16 protein-coding genes and 1 pseudogene are annotated in these 21264 nt (G+C 65.9%); 3 read left to right on the top strand and 14 right to left on the bottom strand.

Annotation, left to right across the window (positions count from 1 at the left end; all coding sequences use genetic code 11):
* Window positions 1-26: 26 nt before the first annotated feature.
* The 10 genes from grxD to WDB66_RS08120 form a co-directional block, all read right to left on the bottom strand.
* Complete coding sequence (gene grxD / locus WDB66_RS08165; protein ID WP_339398054.1) at window positions 27-953, bottom strand: Grx4 family monothiol glutaredoxin; 927 nt, start codon at window positions 951-953, stop codon at window positions 27-29.
* Between the two features lie 130 nt (window positions 954-1083).
* Window positions 1084-2247, bottom strand: coding sequence for a cystathionine gamma-synthase (locus WDB66_RS08160; protein WP_339398053.1), 1164 nt, complete (start codon window positions 2245-2247; stop codon window positions 1084-1086).
* A gap of 172 nt (window positions 2248-2419) precedes the next feature.
* Window positions 2420-2977 carry a Uma2 family endonuclease gene (locus WDB66_RS08155; protein WP_339398052.1) on the bottom strand — a complete coding sequence of 186 codons (558 nt, stop codon included), beginning with the start codon at window positions 2975-2977 and terminating at the stop codon, window positions 2420-2422.
* Between the two features lie 73 nt (window positions 2978-3050).
* Window positions 3051-4421 (bottom strand): pyridoxal-phosphate dependent enzyme, encoded by a 1371-nt coding sequence (locus WDB66_RS08150; RefSeq protein WP_339398051.1) that lies wholly within the window; start codon window positions 4419-4421, stop codon window positions 3051-3053.
* A 244-nt stretch (window positions 4422-4665) separates the two neighbouring features.
* Window positions 4666-6867 (bottom strand): AsmA family protein, encoded by a 2202-nt coding sequence (locus WDB66_RS08145; protein ID WP_339398050.1) that lies wholly within the window; start codon window positions 6865-6867, stop codon window positions 4666-4668.
* Complete coding sequence (locus tag WDB66_RS08140; RefSeq protein ID WP_339398049.1) at window positions 6864-8576, bottom strand: phosphate ABC transporter substrate-binding/OmpA family protein; 1713 nt, start codon at window positions 8574-8576, stop codon at window positions 6864-6866. The genes WDB66_RS08145 and WDB66_RS08140 overlap by 4 nt, the downstream gene beginning before the upstream one ends.
* Window positions 8573-9433, bottom strand: a complete 861-nt coding sequence (locus WDB66_RS08135) for a hypothetical protein (protein WP_339398048.1) — start codon at window positions 9431-9433, stop codon at window positions 8573-8575. Before WDB66_RS08135 ends, WDB66_RS08140 begins: the two co-directional genes overlap by 4 nt.
* Window positions 9430-11091 carry an AAA family ATPase gene (locus WDB66_RS08130; protein WP_339398047.1) on the bottom strand — a complete coding sequence of 554 codons (1662 nt, stop codon included), beginning with the start codon at window positions 11089-11091 and terminating at the stop codon, window positions 9430-9432. Before WDB66_RS08130 ends, WDB66_RS08135 begins: the two co-directional genes overlap by 4 nt.
* A 167-nt stretch (window positions 11092-11258) precedes the next feature.
* Window positions 11259-12014, bottom strand: coding sequence for a PspA/IM30 family protein (locus WDB66_RS08125; RefSeq protein WP_339398046.1), 756 nt, complete (start codon window positions 12012-12014; stop codon window positions 11259-11261).
* Window positions 12015-12118: 104 nt separating this feature from the next.
* On the bottom strand, window positions 12119-13081 hold the full coding sequence (locus WDB66_RS08120) for an RluA family pseudouridine synthase (protein ID WP_339398045.1): 963 nt from the start codon (window positions 13079-13081) through the stop codon (window positions 12119-12121).
* 398 nt (window positions 13082-13479) lie between these two features.
* On the opposite strand from WDB66_RS08120, the pseudogene WDB66_RS15230 reads away from it, so the two are divergent.
* Window positions 13480-15462: pseudogene (locus tag WDB66_RS15230) on the top strand (Rne/Rng family ribonuclease); the annotation flags it as partial.
* Between the two features lie 253 nt (window positions 15463-15715).
* A complete protein-coding gene (locus tag WDB66_RS15225) occupies window positions 15716-15988 on the top strand; it encodes a hypothetical protein (protein ID WP_489670842.1) in 273 nt (90 codons plus the stop codon).
* A gap of 48 nt (window positions 15989-16036) precedes the next feature.
* Here the strand turns inward: WDB66_RS15225 and WDB66_RS15220 are convergent, their stop codons facing one another.
* Window positions 16037-16372: a hypothetical protein gene (locus WDB66_RS15220; RefSeq protein ID WP_489670841.1), complete on the bottom strand. Its 336-nt coding sequence runs from the start codon at window positions 16370-16372 to the stop codon at window positions 16037-16039.
* Between the two features lie 206 nt (window positions 16373-16578).
* Here WDB66_RS15220 and WDB66_RS15215 point away from each other — a divergent pair, with 206 nt between their 5' ends.
* Window positions 16579-17025: a hypothetical protein gene (locus tag WDB66_RS15215; RefSeq protein ID WP_489670840.1), complete on the top strand. Its 447-nt coding sequence runs from the start codon at window positions 16579-16581 to the stop codon at window positions 17023-17025.
* Window positions 17026-17143: 118 nt separating this feature from the next.
* On the opposite strand, the gene WDB66_RS08110 is transcribed toward WDB66_RS15215, so the two are convergent.
* The 3 genes from WDB66_RS08110 to tdh form a co-directional block, all read right to left on the bottom strand.
* Window positions 17144-17785, bottom strand: a complete 642-nt coding sequence (locus WDB66_RS08110) for a response regulator (protein WP_339398044.1) — start codon at window positions 17783-17785, stop codon at window positions 17144-17146.
* A gap of 297 nt (window positions 17786-18082) precedes the next feature.
* Window positions 18083-20032 (bottom strand): M2 family metallopeptidase, encoded by a 1950-nt coding sequence (locus WDB66_RS08105; protein ID WP_339398043.1) that lies wholly within the window; start codon window positions 20030-20032, stop codon window positions 18083-18085.
* Between the two features lie 106 nt (window positions 20033-20138).
* Window positions 20139-21173, bottom strand: a complete 1035-nt coding sequence (tdh, locus tag WDB66_RS08100; RefSeq protein WP_339398042.1) for an L-threonine 3-dehydrogenase — start codon at window positions 21171-21173, stop codon at window positions 20139-20141.
* Window positions 21174-21264: the final 91 nt, after the last annotated feature.

The raw sequence follows: 21264 nt of genomic DNA, 5'->3' as shown, positions 1-21264 counted from the left end.
TGACATTGTCGCCGCTGCGACCGGTATCAGTAGCGTGGCACCGCTGGATCGATTTCGACCGACCAGGCGTCGATGCCGCCTTCGACGTTGTAGAGATCGTGGAAGCCGAGGCTGCGGAAATGCTCGGCGGCCTGGCGGCAGGACTGGCCGTGGTGGCACAGGAACGCGATGGGCATTTCCTTGGGCAGGGCTTCCAGGCGCGCGCGCGAACCTTCGTCGAGGACTTCGTGCGGCGGTGGGAACGGCGCGACGGCGCGGGCCTGAGCCGGGCGGATGTCGATCACGTCTATGCTGCCGGCGGCGATGCGGTCGTGCAGTTCGCGCACGCTGATGGATTTGACCGGCGGCGGTGCATTCGGGTTGCGGATCACCAGGCCGGCGCCGCGCACGTCTTCGACCCAGTCGATTTCCAGCCCGCGTGCGCGCTGCGCACTGGCCAGATCGAAATGCACCTTGATGCCCTGCGATTCGGAAACCACATCACCGGCACCGGCCGGGGCCAGCTGGAACTGGGCTTCGTAGCGGGCGCCGATGGAAAGGTGCAGCGCCATGCCGTTTGCGTCGGCCATCGCGCCGCGGATCGCGTCGGCGGCGGCGGCGGTGATGCTGATCTGCGGCGGAGTACGGTCCGGCGCCGGCACACCGAGCAGGCCGAACAGCTCGCCGCTGTCCATCAGCCCGGCGATGATGTCGCTGCCGCCGACCAGTTCGCCCTTGATGTACAGCTGCGGGATCGTCGGCCAGTTGCCGTAGGCCTTGATGCCTTCGCGGATCTCCGCATCGGCCAGCACGTTGACGCCGGCGTAGTCGACGCCGAGGCTTTCCAGGATGCCGGAAGCCTTGGCCGAGAAGCCGCATTGCGGCGCACCCGGTACGCCCTTCATGAACAGCACGACGGCATTTTCGTCCAGCAGCGACTGGATGCGCTGGCGCACGGCAGGATCAAGCGACATGGCGGAATTCCTTGCGATAGAGGGGAAACATGCGCGCCATTGTAGGGCCGCGCGTTGCAACCGGAGGTGATGCAGGTCAGCCGGGGTATCCGCCACCGCCTGCACTGGCGGTGGCGGGCAGGACTTGGGATCAGCCGTTCAGCGCGTCATCCAGATCACGGCGCAGGTCCGCGACATCCTCGACGCCGACCGAAAGCCGGATCAGATTGTCGTGGATGCCGAGTTTTTCCCGGCTGGCGGCTGGCACCGAGGCGTGGGTCATGATCGCCGGATGGTTGACCAGACTTTCCACGCCGCCCAGCGACTCGGCGCAGGCGAACAGTTCGGTGCGTTCCATCGTGCGCCGCGCGCCGTCCAGGCCGCCCTTGACGTAGACGCTGATCATGCCGCCGAAGCCGTGCATCTGGCGCTTGGCCAGCGCGTGCTGCGGGTGCGAGTTCAGGCCCGGATGGATGACCTTTTCCACCTTCGGATGGGTTTGCAGCCACTGCGCCAGTTCCAGCGCGTTGTCGCAGTGCGCGCGCATGCGCAGGTGCAGCGTCTTCAGTCCGCGCAGCGCGAGGAAGCTGTCGAACGGCCCCTGCACCCCGCCAACCGCGTTCTGCAGATAGGTCATCTTTTCGGCCAGTTCGGCATCGTCACCGACCACGGCGATGCCGCCGACGATGTCGGAGTGGCCGTTGAGGTATTTGGTGGCCGAATGCATCACCAGATGCGCGCCCAGTTCCAGCGGGCGCTGCAGGATCGGCGAGGCGAAGGTGTTGTCCACGGCCAGCAGGATGTTGCGCTTGCGGGCGAACTCGGCCAGACGCTCCAGATCGACGATCTTCAGCAGCGGGTTGGTCGGGGTTTCGCACCAGATCAGCCGGGTTTCCGGGCGCACGGCGGCGGCCAGCGCGTCCATGTCGTTCAGGTCGACAAAGCTGGTCTGGATGCCGGCCGAGCGGCGCCGCACGCCTTCCAGCAGGCGGAAGGTGCCGCCGTAGACATCGTCCATGCAGATCACATGGCTGCCGGCATCCAGCGCTTCCAGCACCGTGGAGGTTGCGGCCAGGCCGGAGGCGAAGGCGTAGCCGTGCTGGCCGCTTTCCAGCGCCGCCACGCAGCGCTCGTAAGCGAAGCGGGTGGGGTTGTGGCTGCGGCTGTATTCGAAGCCCTGATGCACGCCGGGGCTTTGCTGCACGTACGTCGAAGTAGCGTAGATCGGCGTCATCACCGCGCCGGTGGACGGATCAGGAGATTGGCCGGCGTGGATGGCAAGGGTGCCAAGACCGTGGGACTTGGGGTGGTTCATGCGTGCATTCACATGCTGGGAAAAGGTTTCCATCATAGCTGTTGATGGCCGTGTGCTGGCCGTGGCCAGGTTGCGCAGCGGGCATCAGCTCATGCCCGGATACAACGGCGCGCCTGCCATCCAGACAGGTAGACGGGATGTGGTGGGGTGGTTGGGCGCTTTGCTTCCGGGTTCAGGCCCAGAGCAGGCCCAGTTCCAGTTCGATGGCGTCGAAGGGTGGAATCCGCACCACGTCCTCTTCGGAGTGGCTGGCGGTCAGCAGCCAGTGTGCGTCGCGACGTTCGTAGGCTTCCAGCGTACGCAGCTCCGGGTCGATCAGCCATAGATGGTGAACGCCGGCCTGGGCGTAGATCGGCATTTTCCGGACCCGGTCCAGCCGTGCGGTGGCGGGTGAAAGGATTTCGCAGACCCAGTCCGGTGCTAGCTCGAACCACGCTGTTTCGGGCAGAGTCGGTATGCGCTCACGCTGCCAACCGGAGAAGTCGGGTACCAGCACATGGCCGTCCAGATGACATTCCGGCTCGAACAGGATCCACCAGCCGCCCGGGCCACCGCGTCCCTGATGGAAGGGCGCGCCAAGCTCGAAACCCAGTGCAGAGCCGGCTTGGGCATGTCTGGGTGCCGGGCGCGGATGGCTGTACAACGTGCCATCGACGATCTCGCCTACCCGGTGGGGTGGCAGCGCGAGCAGGTCGTCGTAGGTGGCAAGGCGGGGCGCGGGTGTGGACATGCGGTCACTGTAACCCGCCGCCGCTGCGCGCGCAGCCACGGCGGAAGCGGGATATTGCGGATGTGCCGCGTGTTTACTGCACCCGCCGGCGCAGCCAGTTCAGCAGGTCGATGCGGGTGATCAGGCCGAGGAAGCGTTCGCCATCCACGACGATGGCGACGTGGCCGCGGTTGAACACCGGCAGCAGCGCTTCGACGGGTGAATTCACGCTGATCTTCTCCAGCTTTTCCACCATCGCGGTGGAGACCGGATCGCGGAAGCGGGTTTCGTCGCCGTAGACGTGCAGCAGCACGTCCGATTCATCGAGGATGCCGACGATGCGGTCGCCATCCATCACCGGCAGCTGGCTGACGTCGTACAGCTTCATGCGCTGGTAGGCCACGGTCAGCAGATCGCCAGGCGCCACGACGACGGTGTCGCGCTGGCTGTAGGGGCGCAGGATCAGGTCGCGCAGGTCGCCATGCTGTTCGCGTTCGAGGAAGCCGTTGTCCAGCATCCAGTAGTCGTTGTACATCTTCGACAGGTACTTGTTGCCGGTATCGGGAACCAGCGAGACCACGCGCTTGGGCTCGGTCTGTTCGCGGCAGTAACGCAAGGCGGCGGCCAGCAGGGTGCCGGTGGTCGAGCCGCCGAGGATGCCTTCCTTGGCCAGCAATTCGCGGGCGGTCAGGAAGCTATCCTTGTCGGGGATGGCGTAGGCTTTTTTCACACGGGAGAAGTCGGAAATATCCGGCAAGAAGTCCTCGCCGATGCCTTCGACCATCCAGCTTCCGGACTTGGCGCTGAGCACGCCTTCGTTGATGTACTGGGTCAGGATCGAGCCGACCGGATCGGCCAGTACCAGTTCGGTATCCGGGGAATGCTCGGCGAAATAACGGGACAGCCCGGTCATCGTGCCGGACGAACCGCAGCCGAACACGAAGGCGTCGATGCGCCCGTCCATCTGGTGCAGGATTTCCGGGCCGGTGGTTTCGTAATGCGCGCGCGGGTTGTCCGGGTTGCCGAACTGGTTGATGAAGTACGCGCCGGGTGTTTCCTGCGCGATGCGTTGCGCCATGTCCTGGTAATACTGCGGATGGCCCTTGGCCACGTCCGAGCGGGTCAGCACCACTTCCGCGCCCATCGCCTTCAGGTTGAAGATCTTCTCGCGGCTCATCTTGTCCGGCACCACGAGGATCAGCCGGTAGCCCTTGGCCTGCGCCACCAGCGCCAGGCCGATGCCGGTGTTGCCGGCGGTGCCTTCGACCAGGGTGTCGCCGGGTTTGATCTTGCCGGCTTTCTCCGCCGCTTCGATCATCGACAGTCCGATGCGGTCCTTGATCGAGCCGCCGGGGTTGGCGCTTTCCAGTTTCAGATACAGCTCGCAAGGGCCGGTATCGAGGTGGCGGAGCTTGATCATCGGCGTGTTGCCGATCAGTTCGAGGACGCTGTTGTGGACGCTCATGCAAAAGGCCGTGGGGCGAGTGGGGCAAGGCCCGGAATGATAGCCCGCCTTGCAGGCCGGGCCGCACCGGAGGTGGCGCCGGGATGGGCGGCAAGGCCAGGGAAACTCTGATCAAGTCTCATAACGTCATCCAGGCGAAAGCCGGGATCGAACTTTTCAATGACTTGCCGGAGAGCTGGATGACCAGCCATTCGGCTGTTGGAGGCCCGGCTTTCGCCGGAATGACGGCTTGCTCAGAGGTTCCTTACGGCGTGCGCGGCGGGGAGCGGGGTTTGGGCAGGTAGGCGGCCTGTTCGTCGAACCATTTCTTCGCACCGGCCAGATGGAATTCGCGTTCGCCGTGGGCCAGTTGCACGCCCATGCCGAGCAGGCCCCAGCGCGCGTAGAGCTGGCCGTCCGGCTTTTGTTCGCCCAGGCGCAGGCGCGCCTGCACGTCGAAACGCTCGTTGCTGGCGAAGACGTGGTCCAGCGTCACGCGCTGGCCGCGCATTTCGACCTGCGCTGAAACCTTGGTCTGGCCGGCATCGATCGTGCGCCTGATCCAGCGCGGGAAGCGTTTGCGTTGCGCGAACATCGACAGCAGCGGCGCGATGTTGAGCATGTCGACCTGGGCTGAAGCGGTCAGGTCCAGTGGTTCGCCCAGCGTGACCTGGCCATTGCGGATGTCGGCGCTGGCCCACCAGTTTTCGACGCGTTCGTCGGCGGGCTCGATGATTGCGGCGCGGCGCAGCGAGATGCGGGTGCCGGGCAGCGAGAAGTGGCGGTCTTCCAGGCTGCCGGCTTCCAGTTGTGCGTCGATATCCAGATCGCTGCGCAACACCATCTCGCCCAGTCGCAGCGCTGCGCCGGAGGCGGCCAGGCGCAGGCGGCCGCCGTTGCGGTCCCGTGGCACCTGCATCCGCATGTCGGCGCCGATGCGGCCGCTGCCGGACAGCAGTTGCACGCCATCGCGCGGCAGGTAGCGGTTGAAGCGGGAAAGATCGGGCAGGCGCACATCGCTGAACTGAAGACGCGCATCGAGCCGGTCGCGCATCTGCATCAGATTGCCACTGGTGACCAGCTCCAGCAGCAGGTCGCGGCCTGAACCCAGCACCTGCGCCCCGTCACTGGCGGGTGACAGGTCGAAGCGATCCAGCCGCACTTCGGCGTGGGCCTGCGGCTGGCCGTCCTCGCCCGGGGTGAAGCGTGCACGGGCGCGGGCCGCGCCGTGGAACAGGTGCGAATAGGCCTGCAATTTGAAATCAGCCTCGTGCACGGTGACTTCGGTGCCGGCTGCCAGTTGCCCTTCGGCCAGCAGGATGCGGCCTTCGACATCGCCGCGACCGTCCAGGGTGAAACCGCGCAGTTTCGTCAGCAGCGGCTGCACCAGTGCCAGCGAGGAAAAGCGCGCATGTAGATCGACTTCGCCTTCGATCCGATCCCAGTGCGGCTCCCAGGGCGGCAATGGAAGCTGGTTGGAATCCAGCCGCAGCCGCGCGCGGGCGCGTTGCAGCAGGTCCGCGACGGGTGGCAGATCCAGTTGCATGCGCAAACGGCCATCGCCGGCATCCAACCGCAGCAGCGCGTCGTCATCGGCGTGGTTGCCGGCATGAGTCACGGCGCGGATCGGGGTGCGCAGCAGCAGCTCGCTCTCGTTGCCGATCTGGCCGTGATCCAGCCGCACATGCGCAGCCAGCGTGCCCAGCCCCGGATACAGTTCCGAGCTGACATCGAAGCTGTCGTCCACGGCCAGTTCGATGCCCGGCGTGGCGCCGTCCAGGTGCGCGTCGAGTTGCAGCAGCGCCAGCATCGCAAGGCCGGGATGTTCGCGCCGGCGGTGCGGGGAAATCTGCGCCTGTGCTTCCAGTTGCAGTTCGCGCAGCAGTTCGCGTTCACCGCGCCGCGCGCTGGCGTCGTCCAGTTGCAGGGTGGAGGGTTCCAGTGCGAACTCGCCGCCGCGCAGCTGATGGCGCCAGCTTGCCCGCGCCTTCGCGTGGCCGCTGATCTCAAGCTGGTTGAAGGAAAAATGCAGCGGCGAATCCACTTCCACATTCTGGAATACCAGCCGCAAGGCGTTGTCGCGCGGTGGCATCGGGGCGATGTCGTTGTCCATCCGCTGCACCGCGATCCGGGGTGCCTGGCCGTGGATCGCAGTGAAGCGCAGTTCCTTGCGCAGCAGCGGCCACAGCGCGATGCGACCGCTGACCTTTTCGGCCTGGATCCGCCACGCGTTGCGCCGCGCCTGGCCGCGCATGTCCACATCCCACAGCGTGATGTGGCCGGGCCACAGCATCAGGCCGCGCTGCCATTCCAAGGTGAATTTTTCCGGTTTGCGGTTGAGCAGCGGTTCGAGCAGCGCAGTGTTGAGCAGCACGTTGGCGCTGACCAGAGACAGCGCCACCCCGATCAGCGCGATGCGCAGCAGGCGCCACGCGCGCGGCCGTTGCGGAGGCGGTGTGGTGCTCATTCGAGCGTGAACCATTGCACCTCGACGCGGCGGTTCTGGTCGCTGTCGGGGCCGGCCGGCTCTTCCCAGCCGCGTCCGACCAGTTCCAGCCGCGATTCGGGGATGTTCGGATAGCGTTGCAGCAGCGCCTCACGCACCGCCTGCGCGCGCTGGCGCGACAGTTCCATCGCCTTCAGTGCCATGTTGCGGACCAGTGCCTGGCCGCCCTGTTTCTCGAATTCGGCCCGGCGCGCGTCGTCGACATGGCCGCGCAGCAGCACGATCGAGCCGGGGCTGACCTGAAGGTAATTGCGGATGGTTTCCAGATATTGCAGGTTCTGCGGCGCGTCGCGCTCCAGCACTGCCGAGTTGGGTTCGAAGAAGAAGCGGATGTCGCGGCTCAGCAACGCATCGCCTTCCAGCGAAATGGTGCCGCTGCCGGTACGGATCGGCGCGATCGCGATGGTCTGGTGGGCGAACTGGCCGTCGGCGGCGAGCGCATCCAGGTGCGTGCTGTCGACGAAACGCGTCGGATCGGCCGGGTTGCGGACCAGATTGCCGTAGGCCAGCACCGAGGACTGGTAGATGCCCTGGAACGAGCCGGCCGCGTCGATCTGGCCGTTGAAGAAGGCCAGGTTCTCCGGCAGGTTGGACAGATGCACCTTGCGCAGTTCGGCCTCGGTATCGGCGCGGCTCCAGTCGAAGGCGCGCGCGATGGTGTCCAGTTGCGCGTCGGGCTGGTCGCGTACCAGACGGTTGCCTTCCAGCAGGCCGTGCACCAGTCCCTTGACCCATTCGGGATGGTTTTGCGCGAAGCCGCGGTTGACCAGCAGCAGGTCGGCGATGATCAGCAGGTTGCGGTTGGACACCAGCACCTTGGCGCCGCCGCCGGAGGCGGCCACGACCTCGTCGGTGCGCGGCGACCAGCCGACGCAGCCGTGCAGGCGCGGCTCGCGGCTCGCGCGCTCAGCCTCGTAGGCATCGCAGGCGACGAAGGCGTCCTCGTAGAACACCAGCCCCAGTTCGTTCGCCGCCGGTTTGGCGTCCAGATCGCGCAGCACCTTGACCGGCACGCTGGCTTCGGAGGCGAGGTAACGGATAAAGAATTCGCTTTCGTTGAACTGCGAGGCCGCCAGGGTCTTGCCCTTGAGCTGGTTGACCGAGGTGATGCCGGTATCCACGACAACCTGGTCGGCGCCGCGCGAAAAACCGATCTGCGCCGGCACCACGATGTCGAACTGGCGTCCGAGCACGGCCAGCGCATCGGCCGTCGTCACCGAGGCTGCGATACGGCCGTTGTTGAGCTTGGACCAGCCTTCTTCCTCGGCCAGCACCAGACGCACCTGGAAACCGTAATTCCTTGCAAAGAACGAATCCGGGTTCGGCGCCAGACCGCCATTGGCGACGACCAGGCCGGCGTAGCCGGCGTATTCGCTGATGTCCACATCGATGATGTCGCCCTGCGGCTGGTAGGGCGCGGCGGCGTCCAGCACCGGCAGCGTGGTCAGTGGTTCGATCGGGTCCGGTGCATTGATCGCACGGTCGCGGATCTGCATGGCGGTGCCGGGAGAATCGCCTGGATCGCCGGGGCGGGTGTCACGCAATACCAGCCAGCCGCCGAGCGCCAGCAGGCCCAGCACCAGCAGCAGGGTGATGACGATACCGATCGCGCCACCGCGCTGATGGGCGGTGCCAGGCGAGGTGCAGCAGGCAAAGCGGAGGGCTTTCATCGGGAGACTCCTTCGGGCGCGCGTTTCGAAGACGGGGTGCGGCCGCCGCGCAATACGCGCGAGGGCAGTGAGGCGGTTTCATCCAGATCCAGCGCGCCGAGCAGATCACGCTGGCTGTCGAGCCAGCGGTCGGCCTCGTTGAAGGCCGAGGTCAGCGCGTCGAGCGAGCTGCCGATGCGGCGCTCATCGCCGGACAGCAATGCCTGTTCGCGGATCAGCGCGACCTGCTGGTCGATGCGGGCCAGTTCGGCGTGGATGCGTTCCTTGCGCCGCGCCGCTTCAAGGTGTGCGGACTGGCGCGCATCGATGACCTGCTTTTGCTGTTGCAGGCTGCGGCGCAGCTCGCTGTCCAGATCCGGCTGCGCCAGACGGGAGTCGATCTGGTCTTCCTGTTGTTGCAGGCGTTCGCTTTCCTCGCCGGCGGTCGCCACCACCTGGCTGATCGCCTGGCCGGCGCTGAGCATGCGCAGATGCAGCCAGACCAATTGCTCGATGCTGTCGGTATGGGTGCGCATGATCGGGTCGGCCTGCAACAGCGCGATGATGTCGCTGGCACGCTGTTCCAGCGCCTGCTGGCGGGCACGACGTTCGCCGGAAAGACCGTCGAGCAGGTGGCGGTAGCGGCGTTCGGCCGGGTCATCGGCATCGGAGTGGGCGTCCAGCGTGGCGCGGAAACGGCGGTTGTTGGCCAGCCATGCCAGATAGGCGATTTCCAGCCCGGCGCCGAGTACCCAGAAACCCGGGCTGACAAAGGCACCCAGCAAACCGAATGCCGCCAGTGCGAAGAAATTGGGCGGCACCGGCATCCCGAGCGGGCGCGCGACGAACGCCGCCCAGAGCCGGCGCGGCAGGCTCATGGCACCACCTGTGCATCGGCCTGACCGTAATGGCGCAATGCTTCGGGCACGAACTGCATGTCGGTGGCCTCGCGGATCGCGATGTGCATCTGGAAGGCCATCACATCAGCCGGCACCGGCGCGCGGTAGCCGGACAGCGCGCTGGCCAGCGCTTCCAGCGGGGTCACCGATCCGGTATGCACGGTGCGGTAGACCTTGACCGCCAGTGCCTCGGCCGCGCCGGGTGTCAACAGCAGCGGCAATGGCAGCTGTGAAAGCGCTTCGATCCCGGGCGCGATGTCGAAACGCTTCAGCAAGGCATTCAGCAAGGCCGCGCTTTCGTCCGCCGTGGCGGTGGGCAGCAGCGGCACCTTCACATCGACCCGGCCGGGGCGTTTCAGGTCGACTTCGATCAGGTCCGGACGCGAGGAGGCCAGAATCCACATCAGCCGGCCACGGTTGCCCGAATCGCTCATTTCCTGCGCGATCATCGAGTACAGCCGGCCGGACAGGCCCGAATCGCTGCTGCCAGCGTCGCGCCGTCCGAGCGACTGGTCGGCCTCGTCGATGAACACGATGCAACGCCCAAGCGCGCGGATCAGGCGGAAGATCTTTTCCAGATTGCCTTCGGAAGAACCCACCCAGCGGTCGCGGAAGTTCTTCAGTTTGACCACCGGCACGCCGGCCTCGCCGGCCAGACATTCGACCAGAAAGGTCTTGCCGGTGCCGACCGGGCCACAGAACAGGTAACCCATCGGCAGCGCGCGTAGCTGGCCGGCCCGCCACAGTGCGATGTCCTGGCGCAGCCAGTCCTTGAGGGCGCCGGGCGCGTGGTAGTCGTCCAGGGTGCGGTGCGATTCGACAAAGTCCACCAGCCCGCTGGCCTCGTCCTCGACCAGCGATTTCTTGACCTGCACATGATCGGCCGGCTGCAACGGCCGGCCGGCGTGCGCGCGCTGCCGCACCAGGCTCTGCAGCGCGCTGATACTGACCCCCGCCAATGCCTGCGCATGGCGCTCATCGCCTTCGCCCGGATCGAACGCGGCCGGATGATCCACCCGCAACTGCGCCAGTGCGCGGGTCAGCATCGCCACATCGGGCAGCGGCACATGCACGCGGGCGGCGCGTGGATTGAACGCGACTTGCGGGTGCAGATCGTTGAGGTTGTCGGCCAGCAGGAAACTGGCGAACGGCAGCTCGGAGAACGGCGGCTCGGTGGCGAAATCGCGCATCAGGCTGGCGAGGCTGGCGATCTCGAAATCGCCCTGGCGCCCGCCCGGCAGCCACTGGTCGACGCCGCGTGCGATCAGCGCGACATGTTCGTCCTCGCCACGCCCCAGCGCGCGCAGGTTGGCGCGGTAGCGCAGATAGCGCGCCACCACTTCCATCGCGGCACGCGGTTCGCGCGGCAGCGGCCCGAGTTTCTCGAACGCCGGCCATTCGCGCAGCCGCTCGGCACCGCGCAGCAGCGACAGGCCGTTGCCGGCGTCGTAACCGAACACGATCTGGAAGCCGGCCAGCAGTTGCGCATCCAGATAACGTGTCAGCGATACCAGCCGGCCACCGAGCGGAAAGCGGTCGGCGACATTGCCGTACAGCACGAACTGCCCGTGCGCGCCGCTTTCGTAGGCCAGCGCCAGTTCCGGGAGCCAGTCGGGTGCGTGCGGTTCCAGTGGCATCGGTGTCGGGTCCAAAACTTCGAGGCTACAGCCCCTCTCCCGCCGGAAGAGGGAGTGGGATGAGGGAGCTGTTCGCGATCACTTGGAAGCAAAAGCACTCGCGCCCGTGGCGCTCGCCCCCTCACCCTGGCCCTTTCCCCCGCAGGCAGGGGCGAGGGAACCAATGGTCAGGTCGATTCGCTGTCGCTCTGGCGCGGCATGGAACCCATGCTGCGTTCGGCCGGCTGCGGCAACGGTGCGCCTTCGATGGTCAAGCCTTCGGCGGCGGCGAAATCGGCCAGCGCCTGGTCGGCCAAGGCTTGCTGTTCGACTTCCTTCAGATGGATGTCGCCCATGTCGATCGAATCCTTGGCCACGCGCGCGCGCCCGGCCTGCTTGGTGCGTTCTTCTTCGACCATCTCGTGCAGGCGGTTGAGGGTGTCGCCGGAGCCGCCGATCTGGCCGATCATGCCGGCCGCCATTTCGTTCATGTCGGCCACCGCCTTCTTCATCCGCATGTCGTTGATCGCGCCCTTGAGGCCGTCGATCTTGGCGCGCGCGGCGCTGACCGCCACATCGCGCGCCTTGACCAGGTTCTGGTAGGTCTCCTCGGCCTGGCCGAGCTGGCTGCGGTTTTCTTCCAGTTCGCGCACCACGGTCTGCAAACGAAGCGCCAGTTGCGCGGCGGCGGACTGGTTGCCGGCGCGAAGATGGGCGCGGGTCTTGGCGCGCAGATCGTTTTCCTCGGCCTCCAGTTTGCGCACCTGGCTCATCAGGCGCTCGGCCAGGCCGGCATGCGCGGCCAGGCTCTGGTTGTAACTGCCGATCTGCTTGCGCAGGTTTTCCTGCTCCAGTTCCAGCAGGGCTTCGGGGTTGCGCTTCTCGATGCCCGAAACGAACAACGACAGGAAGCCACGGAAAACATTGGCCAGACGGGTGAACATGACGCCTCCGGGAGTGCAATGGCGGATAACCGGCGCAGGATAACGCCTTGCGCACGGTTGCAGGACGCGAAATGCGTGCAGGCGTGACGCGCCGGGCTGCGATCTCAGCCCAGCCGGTCCAGCGCCTGTCCCAGATCCGGCGCCAGCGGCGCGTTCAGAAGATAGGGCGTGGCACCGGCATCGAGTGTGAATTCGAGCGAGGCCGCGTGCAGGAACAGGCGACGCAGGCCAGTCTGTTCGCGCAGGCGGCGATTGATCGCCTCGTCGCCGTATTTGTCATCGCCAGCCACCGGGTGGCCGATGTGGCGGGCATGGGCGCGGATCTGGTGGGTGCGTCCGGTTTCGATCCGCACTTGGCAATACGAATGGCCGCCGCGCCGCTCCAGCACCTGGAAGTGGCTGATCGAAGGCTTGCCCTGCGGATTGACCTGCACATGGCGTTCGCCGCCCTGACGCAGACCGATATGCAATGGCGCATCGACCGTGATCACGCCGTCGGGCAGGCGTCCGCTCAGAAGGGTCAGGTAGCGCTTGTTCATGCCGCTGCCGCCGTCTTCGCGCAGCAGCGCCTGGAGCTCGACCAGGGCTGCGCGCTTTTTCGCGATCACCAGCAGGCCGGAGGTGTCGCGGTCCAGCCGGTGCACCAGCTCCAGTTTCTGATTCGGGCGCAGTGCACGCAGTGATTCGATCGCACCAAAGTCGATGCCGCTGCCGCCGTGGCTGGCCAGGCCGGAGGGTTTGTTCAAGGCCAGCAGGCGCGCATCCTCGAACACGATGGCCGCTTCCAGTTTCGCCAGCAGGCCGGCCGGCGGGGTGCGGGCATCACCGGGATGATCCAGACGCACCGGCGGAATGCGCACCTGGTCGCCGCCTTCCAGACGCGATTCGGGCTTGGCCCGCTTGCCGTTGATCCGCACCTGGCCGGTGCGCAGCAGGCGGTAGATCAACGAGCGTGGCGCGCCCTTGAGCTGGGTGGTGAGGAAATTGTCGATGCGCTGGCCGGCGCGGTCGGGATCGACCTGCACCAGCCGGACCCCGTTTCCGGGCCCGTTTGCCGCCGTTGTCATGGCATTGCTACACTAAGAGAGCGAGATAACGTCCTGATTTGGCTGTTCGCCCATGTGTCGCGGGCGGGCAGCGATGGTTCCGACACGGCTTTGGCAGCGGCGCGCAACTTGTGTGCCAGTGTACCTGCTGCTGTGGTTGATGGCGGGCAGACCGTTCGCCCGGGAAGTGCCGACATCGGCTTTCCGGCTTCCATACCGGGCTGGCGCGCAAGCGTCTTCCGGTCCCCTTGAAGGTTTTGAATTGCGCTCCCGTGGGAAACGCCCGACGGTTTGAAGCGCTGGAGATTCTGCATGGCAGTGGCCTGCGCGATGCGCGGCGGCTGCCCCCGAAACTGGGCGCGGAGCCCCGGCGTTCCTCGCGGTAAGAGCGCGTTAGGAATGACAATCCAATGAAAAGAATGCTGATCAACGCAACTCAGCAGGAAGAGTTGCGTGTGGCCATCGTCGATGGCCAGACCCTGTACGACATCGATATCGAACAACCCTCGAAAGAGCAGAAGAAATCCAACATCTACAAGGGCCGCATCACCCGGCTCGAACCCTCACTTGAAGCGGCCTTCGTCGAATACGGCGGCGACAAGCACGGCTTCCTTCCGCTGAAGGAAATCTCCCGCGACTACTTCGTCGAGGGTGCCAATCCCAACAAGTCCACGATCAAGGAACTGCTGCGCGAAGGCCAGGAGGTGGTCGTGCAGGTGGACAAGGAAGAGCGCGGCAACAAGGGCGCGGCGCTGACCACCTTCATTTCGCTGGCCGGCCGTTATCTGGTGCTGATGCCCAACAGCCCCAGCGCCGGTGGCGTCTCGCGCCGCATCGAAGGCGATGACCGCGCCGCGCTGAAGGAAGCGCTGGACAAGCTCAACATCCCCGACGACATGGGCGTGATCATCCGCACCGCCGGCGTCGGCCGCGATGCCGACGAGCTGCAATGGGACGTCGACTATCTATTGCAGGTGTGGAAGGCGATCACCGATGCGGCGCTGTCCAAGCCGGCACCGTTCCTGATCTATCAGGAAAGCCGCCTGATCATCCGCGCGCTGCGCGACTATCTGCGCGCCGACATCGGCGAGATCCTGATCGACAGCAAGGAAATGTTCGAGGATGCGCGTGAATTCGTGCAGCAGGTGATGCCGCAGAACCTGCGCAAGCTCAAGCTGTACGAGGACACCACGCCGCTGTTCAACCGCTTCCAGATCGAAAGCCAGATCGAGAACGCCTACGAGCGCTCGGTGCGGCTGCCGTCCGGTGGCTCGATCGTGGTGGACCAGACCGAAGCGCTGACAGCGATCGACGTCAACTCGGCGCGTGCCACCAAAGGTGGCGACATCGAGGAAACCGCGCTCAACACCAATCTGGAAGCCGCCGACGAGGTCGCGCGCCAGCTGCGTCTGCGCGATCTGGGCGGCCTGGTGGTCATCGACTTCATCGATATGGGTTCCAACAAGCACCAGCGCGAAGTCGAGAATCGTCTGGCGCAGGCGCTCAAGTACGACCGTGCGCGGGTCCAGGTCGGCCGCATTTCGCGCTTCGGCCTGCTGGAAATGAGTCGCCAGCGGCTGCGCCCGAGCTTGGGCGAATCCAGCCAGATCGTCTGCCCGCGCTGCGAAGGCCATGGCCGCATGCGCAGTGTCGAGTCGCTGTCGCTGTCGATCCTGCGCCTGCTGGAAGAGCAGGCGATGAAGGACAACACCGGCCAGGTGCTGGTGCAGGCTCCGGACGAGATCGCCAACTATCTGCTCAACGAAAAGCGCCGCGCGCTGCTGGAGATCGAACAGCGCCACGACGTGCCGTTGGTGATCGTGGCCGATGCGCAGATGGAAACTCCGCACTTCAACGTGAGCCGCCTGCGCGAAAACGAGCTGGGCGAGGAAAGCGGCCGCCCCAGTTACCAGCGCACCAGCCCGCGCAAGCAGGAAACGCACGCGCTGACCAAGGCCAACCTCAACGTCCCGCCGACCCCGGCCGTGACCGCAGTGCGTCCGGCGCAGCCGGCTCCGGTGCGGCAGGAAGTGCCGGCACCGGCCGCCGCAGCACCCGCCGTGGCCCGGCAGCCGGTCAAGCAGGCCAAGCCTGGATTCTTCGCACGGCTGATGGCCTTTTTCACCGGTGGCGACGACGCGGCGGCATCCGCCACGGCAACGGATCGTGGTGGCAAGGGTCGCCAGGATGCGCGTTTGGCCCAGAGTGGGCGACGCGACGGCCGCGGTCAGGACAAGGCACGCGATGGTCGTGATCGCAACCGCCAGCAGGCGCAGGAAACGCGCGGCAACAACGGCAACAACCGTGGTCAACGACAGGACGCCGCAGCCCGTGATGGCGGCGGCAAGCGCGACGCCAGCGGCAACAGCGGGCGGCGTGACGGACGAGCGCAGCAGGGCCGCTAGGAAGGTCGCGACAACCAGAAACCCGATGCACCAAAGCAGGACAACCGGCAGGACGTGCCGCGCCAGAAGCCGGCTGCGGCCAGTGAACGCGGCAGCGATGCAGCCAAGTCCGCCGCCGCTGCCGTGGTGGTGACGGTGGATCCGGCCGTCGAGGAGGCACGCAAGATGCCGACCGCCACCGTGGATGCGACGCCGGGCGAAACCCCGGCCACCGAAGCCGGCAGCGAGGCCACGCCGGCACGTCGCCGCCGTGGACGCCGTGGTGGGCGCCGTCGTCGCCGTCAGGATGTGGCGGCCGGCGAGAATCTGCTGGATTCCATCGATCTGGATGATGAAGACGGCAATGACGACAGTGACGGCGGTGATGCCGCGCAGGAATCGTCCGCTACCGAAGCTGTCGCACCTGCCCCGGCACCTGCACCACGTCGCTCGCGCGGCACGCGCAAGCCCGCCGGTGAGCCGGCGTCTGACGAGGCCGCAACATCTGCGCCAGCCGCTGCCGCTGCGGCTGCAACGGCGGTGACTACTGCGGCCGTTGCCGCGCCTGTTCCAGCTCCAGCTCCAGTTGCAGCTACTGAAGTTGCTGAAACTGCCGAAGCGGCTCCACGTGACGGAACATCCGCATCGGACACTCCGGCACCTGCACGCGGTGACCGCGCCACAAGGCCGGACGCAGCGTCCACCAAGCCGGATCAAGCGCCTGCTGAAACCGGCCACGCCGCAGCGCCGAAGCAGGGCGCTGCACCTGCACCTGCACCTGCACCTGCACCTGCACCTGCACCTGCACCTGCACCTGCATCTGCATCTGCACCTGCATCTGCATCTGCACCTGCATCTGCATCTGCACCTGCATCTGCACCTGCATCTGCACCTGCATCTGCATCTGCATCTGCATCTGCATCTGCATCTGTACCGGCTCCGGCTCCGGCTCCGGCTCCGGCTCCGGCTCCGGCCGCAGCAGTCGAACCTGCCAAGCCGACGGAAACGGCTTCCGCTCCGGACCAGAAGCAGAACAAGACAGCAGAGCCAGGGCGAGCCACGCCGGAGCACAAGGAAGCTGCACAGGCCGCAGCGACCGAATCCGGCAGCGCTTCACCGGCTGCCGCTGATCCAGTGGCGTCCGCGACCAAGCCTGCCGACGAAGCCTCCGGCACCGGCTCTGGCACCGGCTCTTCGGCAGCGAAGGCCACGGCTCCCAAGGGCGCCGGCGAACACAAGCCGGAAACCAGCGTAGCGCCGAAGTCCGAGGCCAAGGCCGGTGCCACTGATTCGGTATTCGATGCGCCGCCGGAGCCCTTCTCGCTGCGTGCGCCGGATGAAACCGGGCGGATCTCGGTGGCCAGCGCGGTATCCAGCGCACTGCATTCGCGTCCGCGCCCGCCGCTGTTCGAGGTGCCGGAGGTGCCACCCGTCGCCAGCCAGGCTGACGGCACGGCCGATGCAGCAACCGTCACCGATGCATTGGCGGATGAAGCAGAGCAGGACGCGGATCAGCCGCCTGTCGACAGCACCCAGGACAGCCTGCCGTTGCCGCTGCCTTCGGAACGTCCCGACGCCTGAATTGGCGGAACAACCGCAGCACAAACAACGGCCCGTCGCATCCTGCGGCGGGCCGTTGTGATTTTTGCGTCGGGAAATGTCTTGTAGGCGCGGGGCCGGGACGGGTATCGGCTCCGGATCAGACCAGCTGCGGTTCGCTCAGACCGTGCTGCATCGCCATCTTCGTCAGCGAGGCGATGTCGTTGACATGCAGTTTGGCGAACAGGTTGTACTTGTGTGTGGCCACGGTCTTGGCGCTCAGATTCAGGCGCTCGGCGATCGTGGTCATGCGCAGGCCCTGGATCAGCAGCATCGCCACTTCCAGCTCGCGTACCGAAAGCTGCTCGAACGGCGAGCCGGTGGTGTCCAGGCTGCTGATCGCCATCTGCTGGGCGACCGTGGCCGAGATGTAGCGCTTGCCACGGGAGACATCGCGGATCGCGCGCAGCAGTTCCTCGCTCGGCGCGGCCTTGCCCAGATAACCGCTGGCACCGGCATTGAGCACGCGCCTGGGCAGCGGCCCGTCCTCCTGGGCGGAAACCACGATCACGCGCGCCTCGCTGCCACCACGGATCAGCCGGTCGGTGACTTCCAGACCGCTGATGCCGGGCAGATGCAGATCGCACAGCACTACATCGGCGGGCGTTTCGCGCAGGCCGGCAAGTGCTTCCTCGCCAGTGCTGGCTTCGCCCACGACGGAAAATTCCGGATGCTGGGTCAGCAGTGCCCGGAACCCGGTGCGGACCATTTCGTGATCGTCGACCAGATAGACACGGATCATGCGCGGATTCCCCCGGAGATATGAACAGTGATCGCAGGGTCGTATCCGTGCCGCATATCGGGCGCCGGAAAGTCATTCGACCTGTTGTCCAAGCCTACGGCATCGGAGGCGGTGGAGGCCAGCCGCGTGGCTGCGCCGCAGTAGCGGCAGCGCGGGGGAGGCACTTGCCGCATTCCGGCCACCGGGCTTCATCTGCACGGATGAAGCCCGGTGCGAATGGATCGGTGCCGGCACGCCGGAACGTCGATGTCTGCGACGGACCGGCGTGCCAGGCTTGCCGATGACGGGCGGGAAGGCTCAGCCGTTCCAGCCGCAATCCTGCCCCTGGTTCTGGTTTTCCAGCCAGGTGTTGAGCGGCGCGAAATATTCCAGCACCGCTGAGGCATCCATCTGTTCGCCGCCGGTCAGTTCCTTCAGCGTCTGCTGCCACGGCTGGCTGTTGCCCTTGGACAGCATCGCCCAGTAACGCTGCCCGGCTTCCGGATTGCCAGCGAAATTGCACTGGTACAGCGGGCCTTCGTGGCCGGCGGCATCGCACAGCGCCTTGTAGAACTGGAACTGCAGGATGTGCGAGAGGAAATAGCGCGTATACGGCGTATTGCCCGGCACATGGTATTTGGCGCCCGGGTCGAAGAACTCCTCGCCGCGGGCGTCTGCAGGTGCCACGCCCTGATAGGTCTTTTTCAGTTCCCACCATGCAGCGTTGTAGTTGTCCGGCGTGATCGAGCCGTCGAACACACCCCAGCGCCAGCGGTCGATCATCAGGCCGAATGGCAGGAAGGCCACCTTGGACAGCGCCATGCGCATCTGCGAATTGATCACCGCCTGCTCGCTGACCTGCGGCTCCTGGATCAGGCCGATCGAGGCCAGATATTCCGGCGTCATCGACAGCACGATGGTGTCGCCAATGGCCTCGTGGAAACCGTCATGCGCGCCGTTCTGGAAAATCGCCGGCAGGTCCTTGTAGGCGAGGAAATAATAGATGTGGCCAAGTTCGTGGTAGATCGTGGTCAGTTCTTCCTCGGTCGGCTTGATGCACATCTTGATGCGCACTTCGCCCTTGGTATCCATCGGCCAGGCACTGGCGTGGCAGACCACATCGCGGTCGCGCGGCTGCACCAGTTGCGAATCGCTGTAGAACGAATCCGGTAGCGCCGGCATGCCCAGTCCGGTGTAGAAACCTTCGGCCAGGCGGGTCATGTTCGCGGCGATGTCGATATCGGCCTGGCGGGTCAGCTCCACCTGCTGCTCGGCGGTGAGCTGCGTCAGCCCGCCACTGCCTGAAATCGCCTTGGCCAGCAGGGCATCGCGCTGGCTGCGCAGTGCCGCGCCCACATCGAGGCTGCCAACGCCGGCGTAGGGCTCCAGCAGCGGCCACAGATTGCTCCAGTCCTGCTGCCACAGATTGCCGGTCAGATGCGCCGGAATCAGGCCGTCGACTTCACCCTGCTCGCCGTATTTTTCCACCAGACGGTTGCGCGCATAGCATTGCAACTGGGTGTATAGCGGTTCGACCTGCTGCCAGAGGCGGTCGGTTTCGGCCTGGAAAGCGGCTGCGTCCATGTCGTAACCGGAGCGCCAGACTTCACCGGTGTCGGCGTAGCCCATGTCGCGCGCGCCTTCGTTGGTCAGTTCCACGAAGCGCTCATAGTCGGCCCGCATCGAGCTGGAAATGGTGTGCCAGCCACGCCAGGCGTCGAGTTGCTCGTGATAGCTGCTGTTGGCCGTGTCGGCGAGGATCTCCGAGATCTGGCCGATGTCCAGGCAGTCCTGTCCAGCGGCGTCACGGCACCATTTTCCGGCGCCGTAGGCGGCCTCCATGCGGCTGGCGATTTCCGTCAGCTCCTTGAGTTTGGCCGGATCACGCGGGGCCGGCATGGCGGCGTCGCTGGTCAGTAGGTGCAAGGCGCGCGCGGTGGCAGGCGATTGCGCTTCCGGATCGAACTGCCTGGCCTGCTCGATAAAGGCATTGCGCGCTGCCAGCCAGCGCTCGTTCGCGGCGGCGGCCACGCGCTGGCTGTCGTTGTTGATGTAGGTGCTGGCCAGCCACTGCGCCGAGGTGATTTCCGGCGTCATGTCCTCCAGCGAACGGTTCAGGCGTTCGACGAAGGCGTCCGCGCTTTCGGCCTGGGCCGTGGTCTGCCCGGCGGGAGGGGTGGAAGCGGAATCCTGCGCGCCGCCGCAGGCGGTCAGGAACAGCAAGCTGGCGGCAATGGCGCCGCCGAGCAGGGTGCGTTGCAGAATCATGGGGTCAACCTCGTAGGCTTCAGGAAGGGCGGCACCGTGCTGCCGGGCCGCCGGGAACGTGGTACAGCCGATCTGCATCCATGCAGCCCCGCTGCCGGGCCGGGCCTCAGCTCCAGTTGCAGACCACCTTGCCGCACTGGCCGCTTTCCATCAGATCAAAGCCCTTCTGGAAATCGTCGATGTGGATCTGGTGGGTCAGCACCTTCTGCAGCGGGAAGCCGGTCAGCACCATCTGCGTCATCTTGTACCAGGTCTCGTACATCTTGCGACCGTAGATACCCTGGATGGTCAGACCCTTGAAGATCACCTTGTCCCAGTCGATGCCGGCACCGCGCGGCATGATGCCCAGCATCGCGATCTTGCCGCCGTGGTACATGCAATCGAGCATGTCGCCGAAGGCACGTGCGTTGCCGCTCATTTCCAGGCCCACGTCGAAGCCTTCGATGTGCAGGTCCTTGACCACGTCCTTCAGCGATTGCTGCGCCACGTTGACCACGCGCGTGGCGCCCATGTCGGCGGCCAGTTTCAGGCGGTAATCGTTGACATCGGTGACCACCACGTTGCGCGCGCCGATGTGCTTGCAGATGCCGGCGGCGATGATGCCGATCGGCCCGGCACCGGTGATCAGCACGTCCTCGCCGATCACGTCGAACTCCAGCGCGCAGTGCGCGGCGTTGCCGTAGGGGTCGAAGAACGCTGCCAGTTCGGACGGGATCTGGTCCGGGATCGGCCACAGGTTGGAGGTCGGCATCGCGATGTATTCGGCGAATGCGCCGTTGCGGTTGACGCCGATGCCGATGGTGTTCGGGCACAGGTGCTGGCGTCCGGCGCGGCAGTTGCGGCAGTGACCGCAGACGATATGGCCTTCGGCCGACACCCGGTCGCCGATGTTGTAGCCGGTGACCGCCTCGCCCAGCGCGACGATGCGGCCGACGAATTCGTGGCCGATGGTCAGGCTGGGCTTGATCGTGCGCTGGCTCCACTCGTCCCACAGGTAGATGTGCAGATCGGTGCCGCAGATCGCGGTCTTTTCCAGCTTGATCAGGACTTCGTTCGGGCCGACTTGCGGGATCGGCACTTCTTCCATCCAGATCCCGCGGGTGGCCTCGCGCTTGACCAGCGCCTTCATGGTTTGGGTCATGACCGCTCCGGGCGGTGAGTGTGAAGCGGCAAATTATAGGCGCCTGCGGGCTTCTGCACGGCGGTGACGATTGGCCCATCCGGGCTGCGCA

The organism is Denitratimonas organivorans (genome assembly GCF_037478135.1).
GTDB lineage: Bacteria > Pseudomonadota > Gammaproteobacteria > Xanthomonadales > Xanthomonadaceae > Denitratimonas.
The sequence above is the reverse complement of the archived record's forward strand: the minus strand, read 5'-3'. Positions and strand labels throughout refer to the sequence as shown.

Bases quoted from the DNA above. Each gene is read 5' to 3' on its own strand.
- grxD (WP_339398054.1), bottom strand. From the start codon at position 953: ATGTCGCTTGATCCTGCCGTGCGCCAGCGCATCCAGTCGCTGCTGGAC.
- WDB66_RS08160 (WP_339398053.1), bottom strand. From the start codon at position 2,247: ATGAACCACCCCAAGTCCCACGGTCTTGGCACCCTTGCCATCCACGCC.
- WDB66_RS08155 (WP_339398052.1), bottom strand. From the start codon at position 2,977: ATGTCCACACCCGCGCCCCGCCTTGCCACCTACGACGACCTGCTCGCG.
- WDB66_RS08150 (WP_339398051.1), bottom strand. From the start codon at position 4,421: ATGAGCGTCCACAACAGCGTCCTCGAACTGATCGGCAACACGCCGATG.
- WDB66_RS08145 (WP_339398050.1), bottom strand. From the start codon at position 6,867: ATGAGCACCACACCGCCTCCGCAACGGCCGCGCGCGTGGCGCCTGCTG.
- WDB66_RS08140 (WP_339398049.1), bottom strand. From the start codon at position 8,576: ATGAAAGCCCTCCGCTTTGCCTGCTGCACCTCGCCTGGCACCGCCCAT.
- WDB66_RS08135 (WP_339398048.1), bottom strand. From the start codon at position 9,433: ATGAGCCTGCCGCGCCGGCTCTGGGCGGCGTTCGTCGCGCGCCCGCTC.
- WDB66_RS08130 (WP_339398047.1), bottom strand. From the start codon at position 11,091: ATGCCACTGGAACCGCACGCACCCGACTGGCTCCCGGAACTGGCGCTG.
- WDB66_RS08125 (WP_339398046.1), bottom strand. From the start codon at position 12,014: ATGTTCACCCGTCTGGCCAATGTTTTCCGTGGCTTCCTGTCGTTGTTC.
- WDB66_RS08120 (WP_339398045.1), bottom strand. From the start codon at position 13,081: ATGACAACGGCGGCAAACGGGCCCGGAAACGGGGTCCGGCTGGTGCAG.
- WDB66_RS15220 (WP_489670841.1), bottom strand. From the start codon at position 16,372: ATGCAGATGCAGATGCAGATGCAGATGCAGATGCAGGTGCAGATGCAG.
- WDB66_RS08110 (WP_339398044.1), bottom strand. From the start codon at position 17,785: ATGATCCGTGTCTATCTGGTCGACGATCACGAAATGGTCCGCACCGGG.
- WDB66_RS08105 (WP_339398043.1), bottom strand. From the start codon at position 20,032: ATGATTCTGCAACGCACCCTGCTCGGCGGCGCCATTGCCGCCAGCTTG.
- tdh (WP_339398042.1), bottom strand. From the start codon at position 21,173: ATGACCCAAACCATGAAGGCGCTGGTCAAGCGCGAGGCCACCCGCGGG.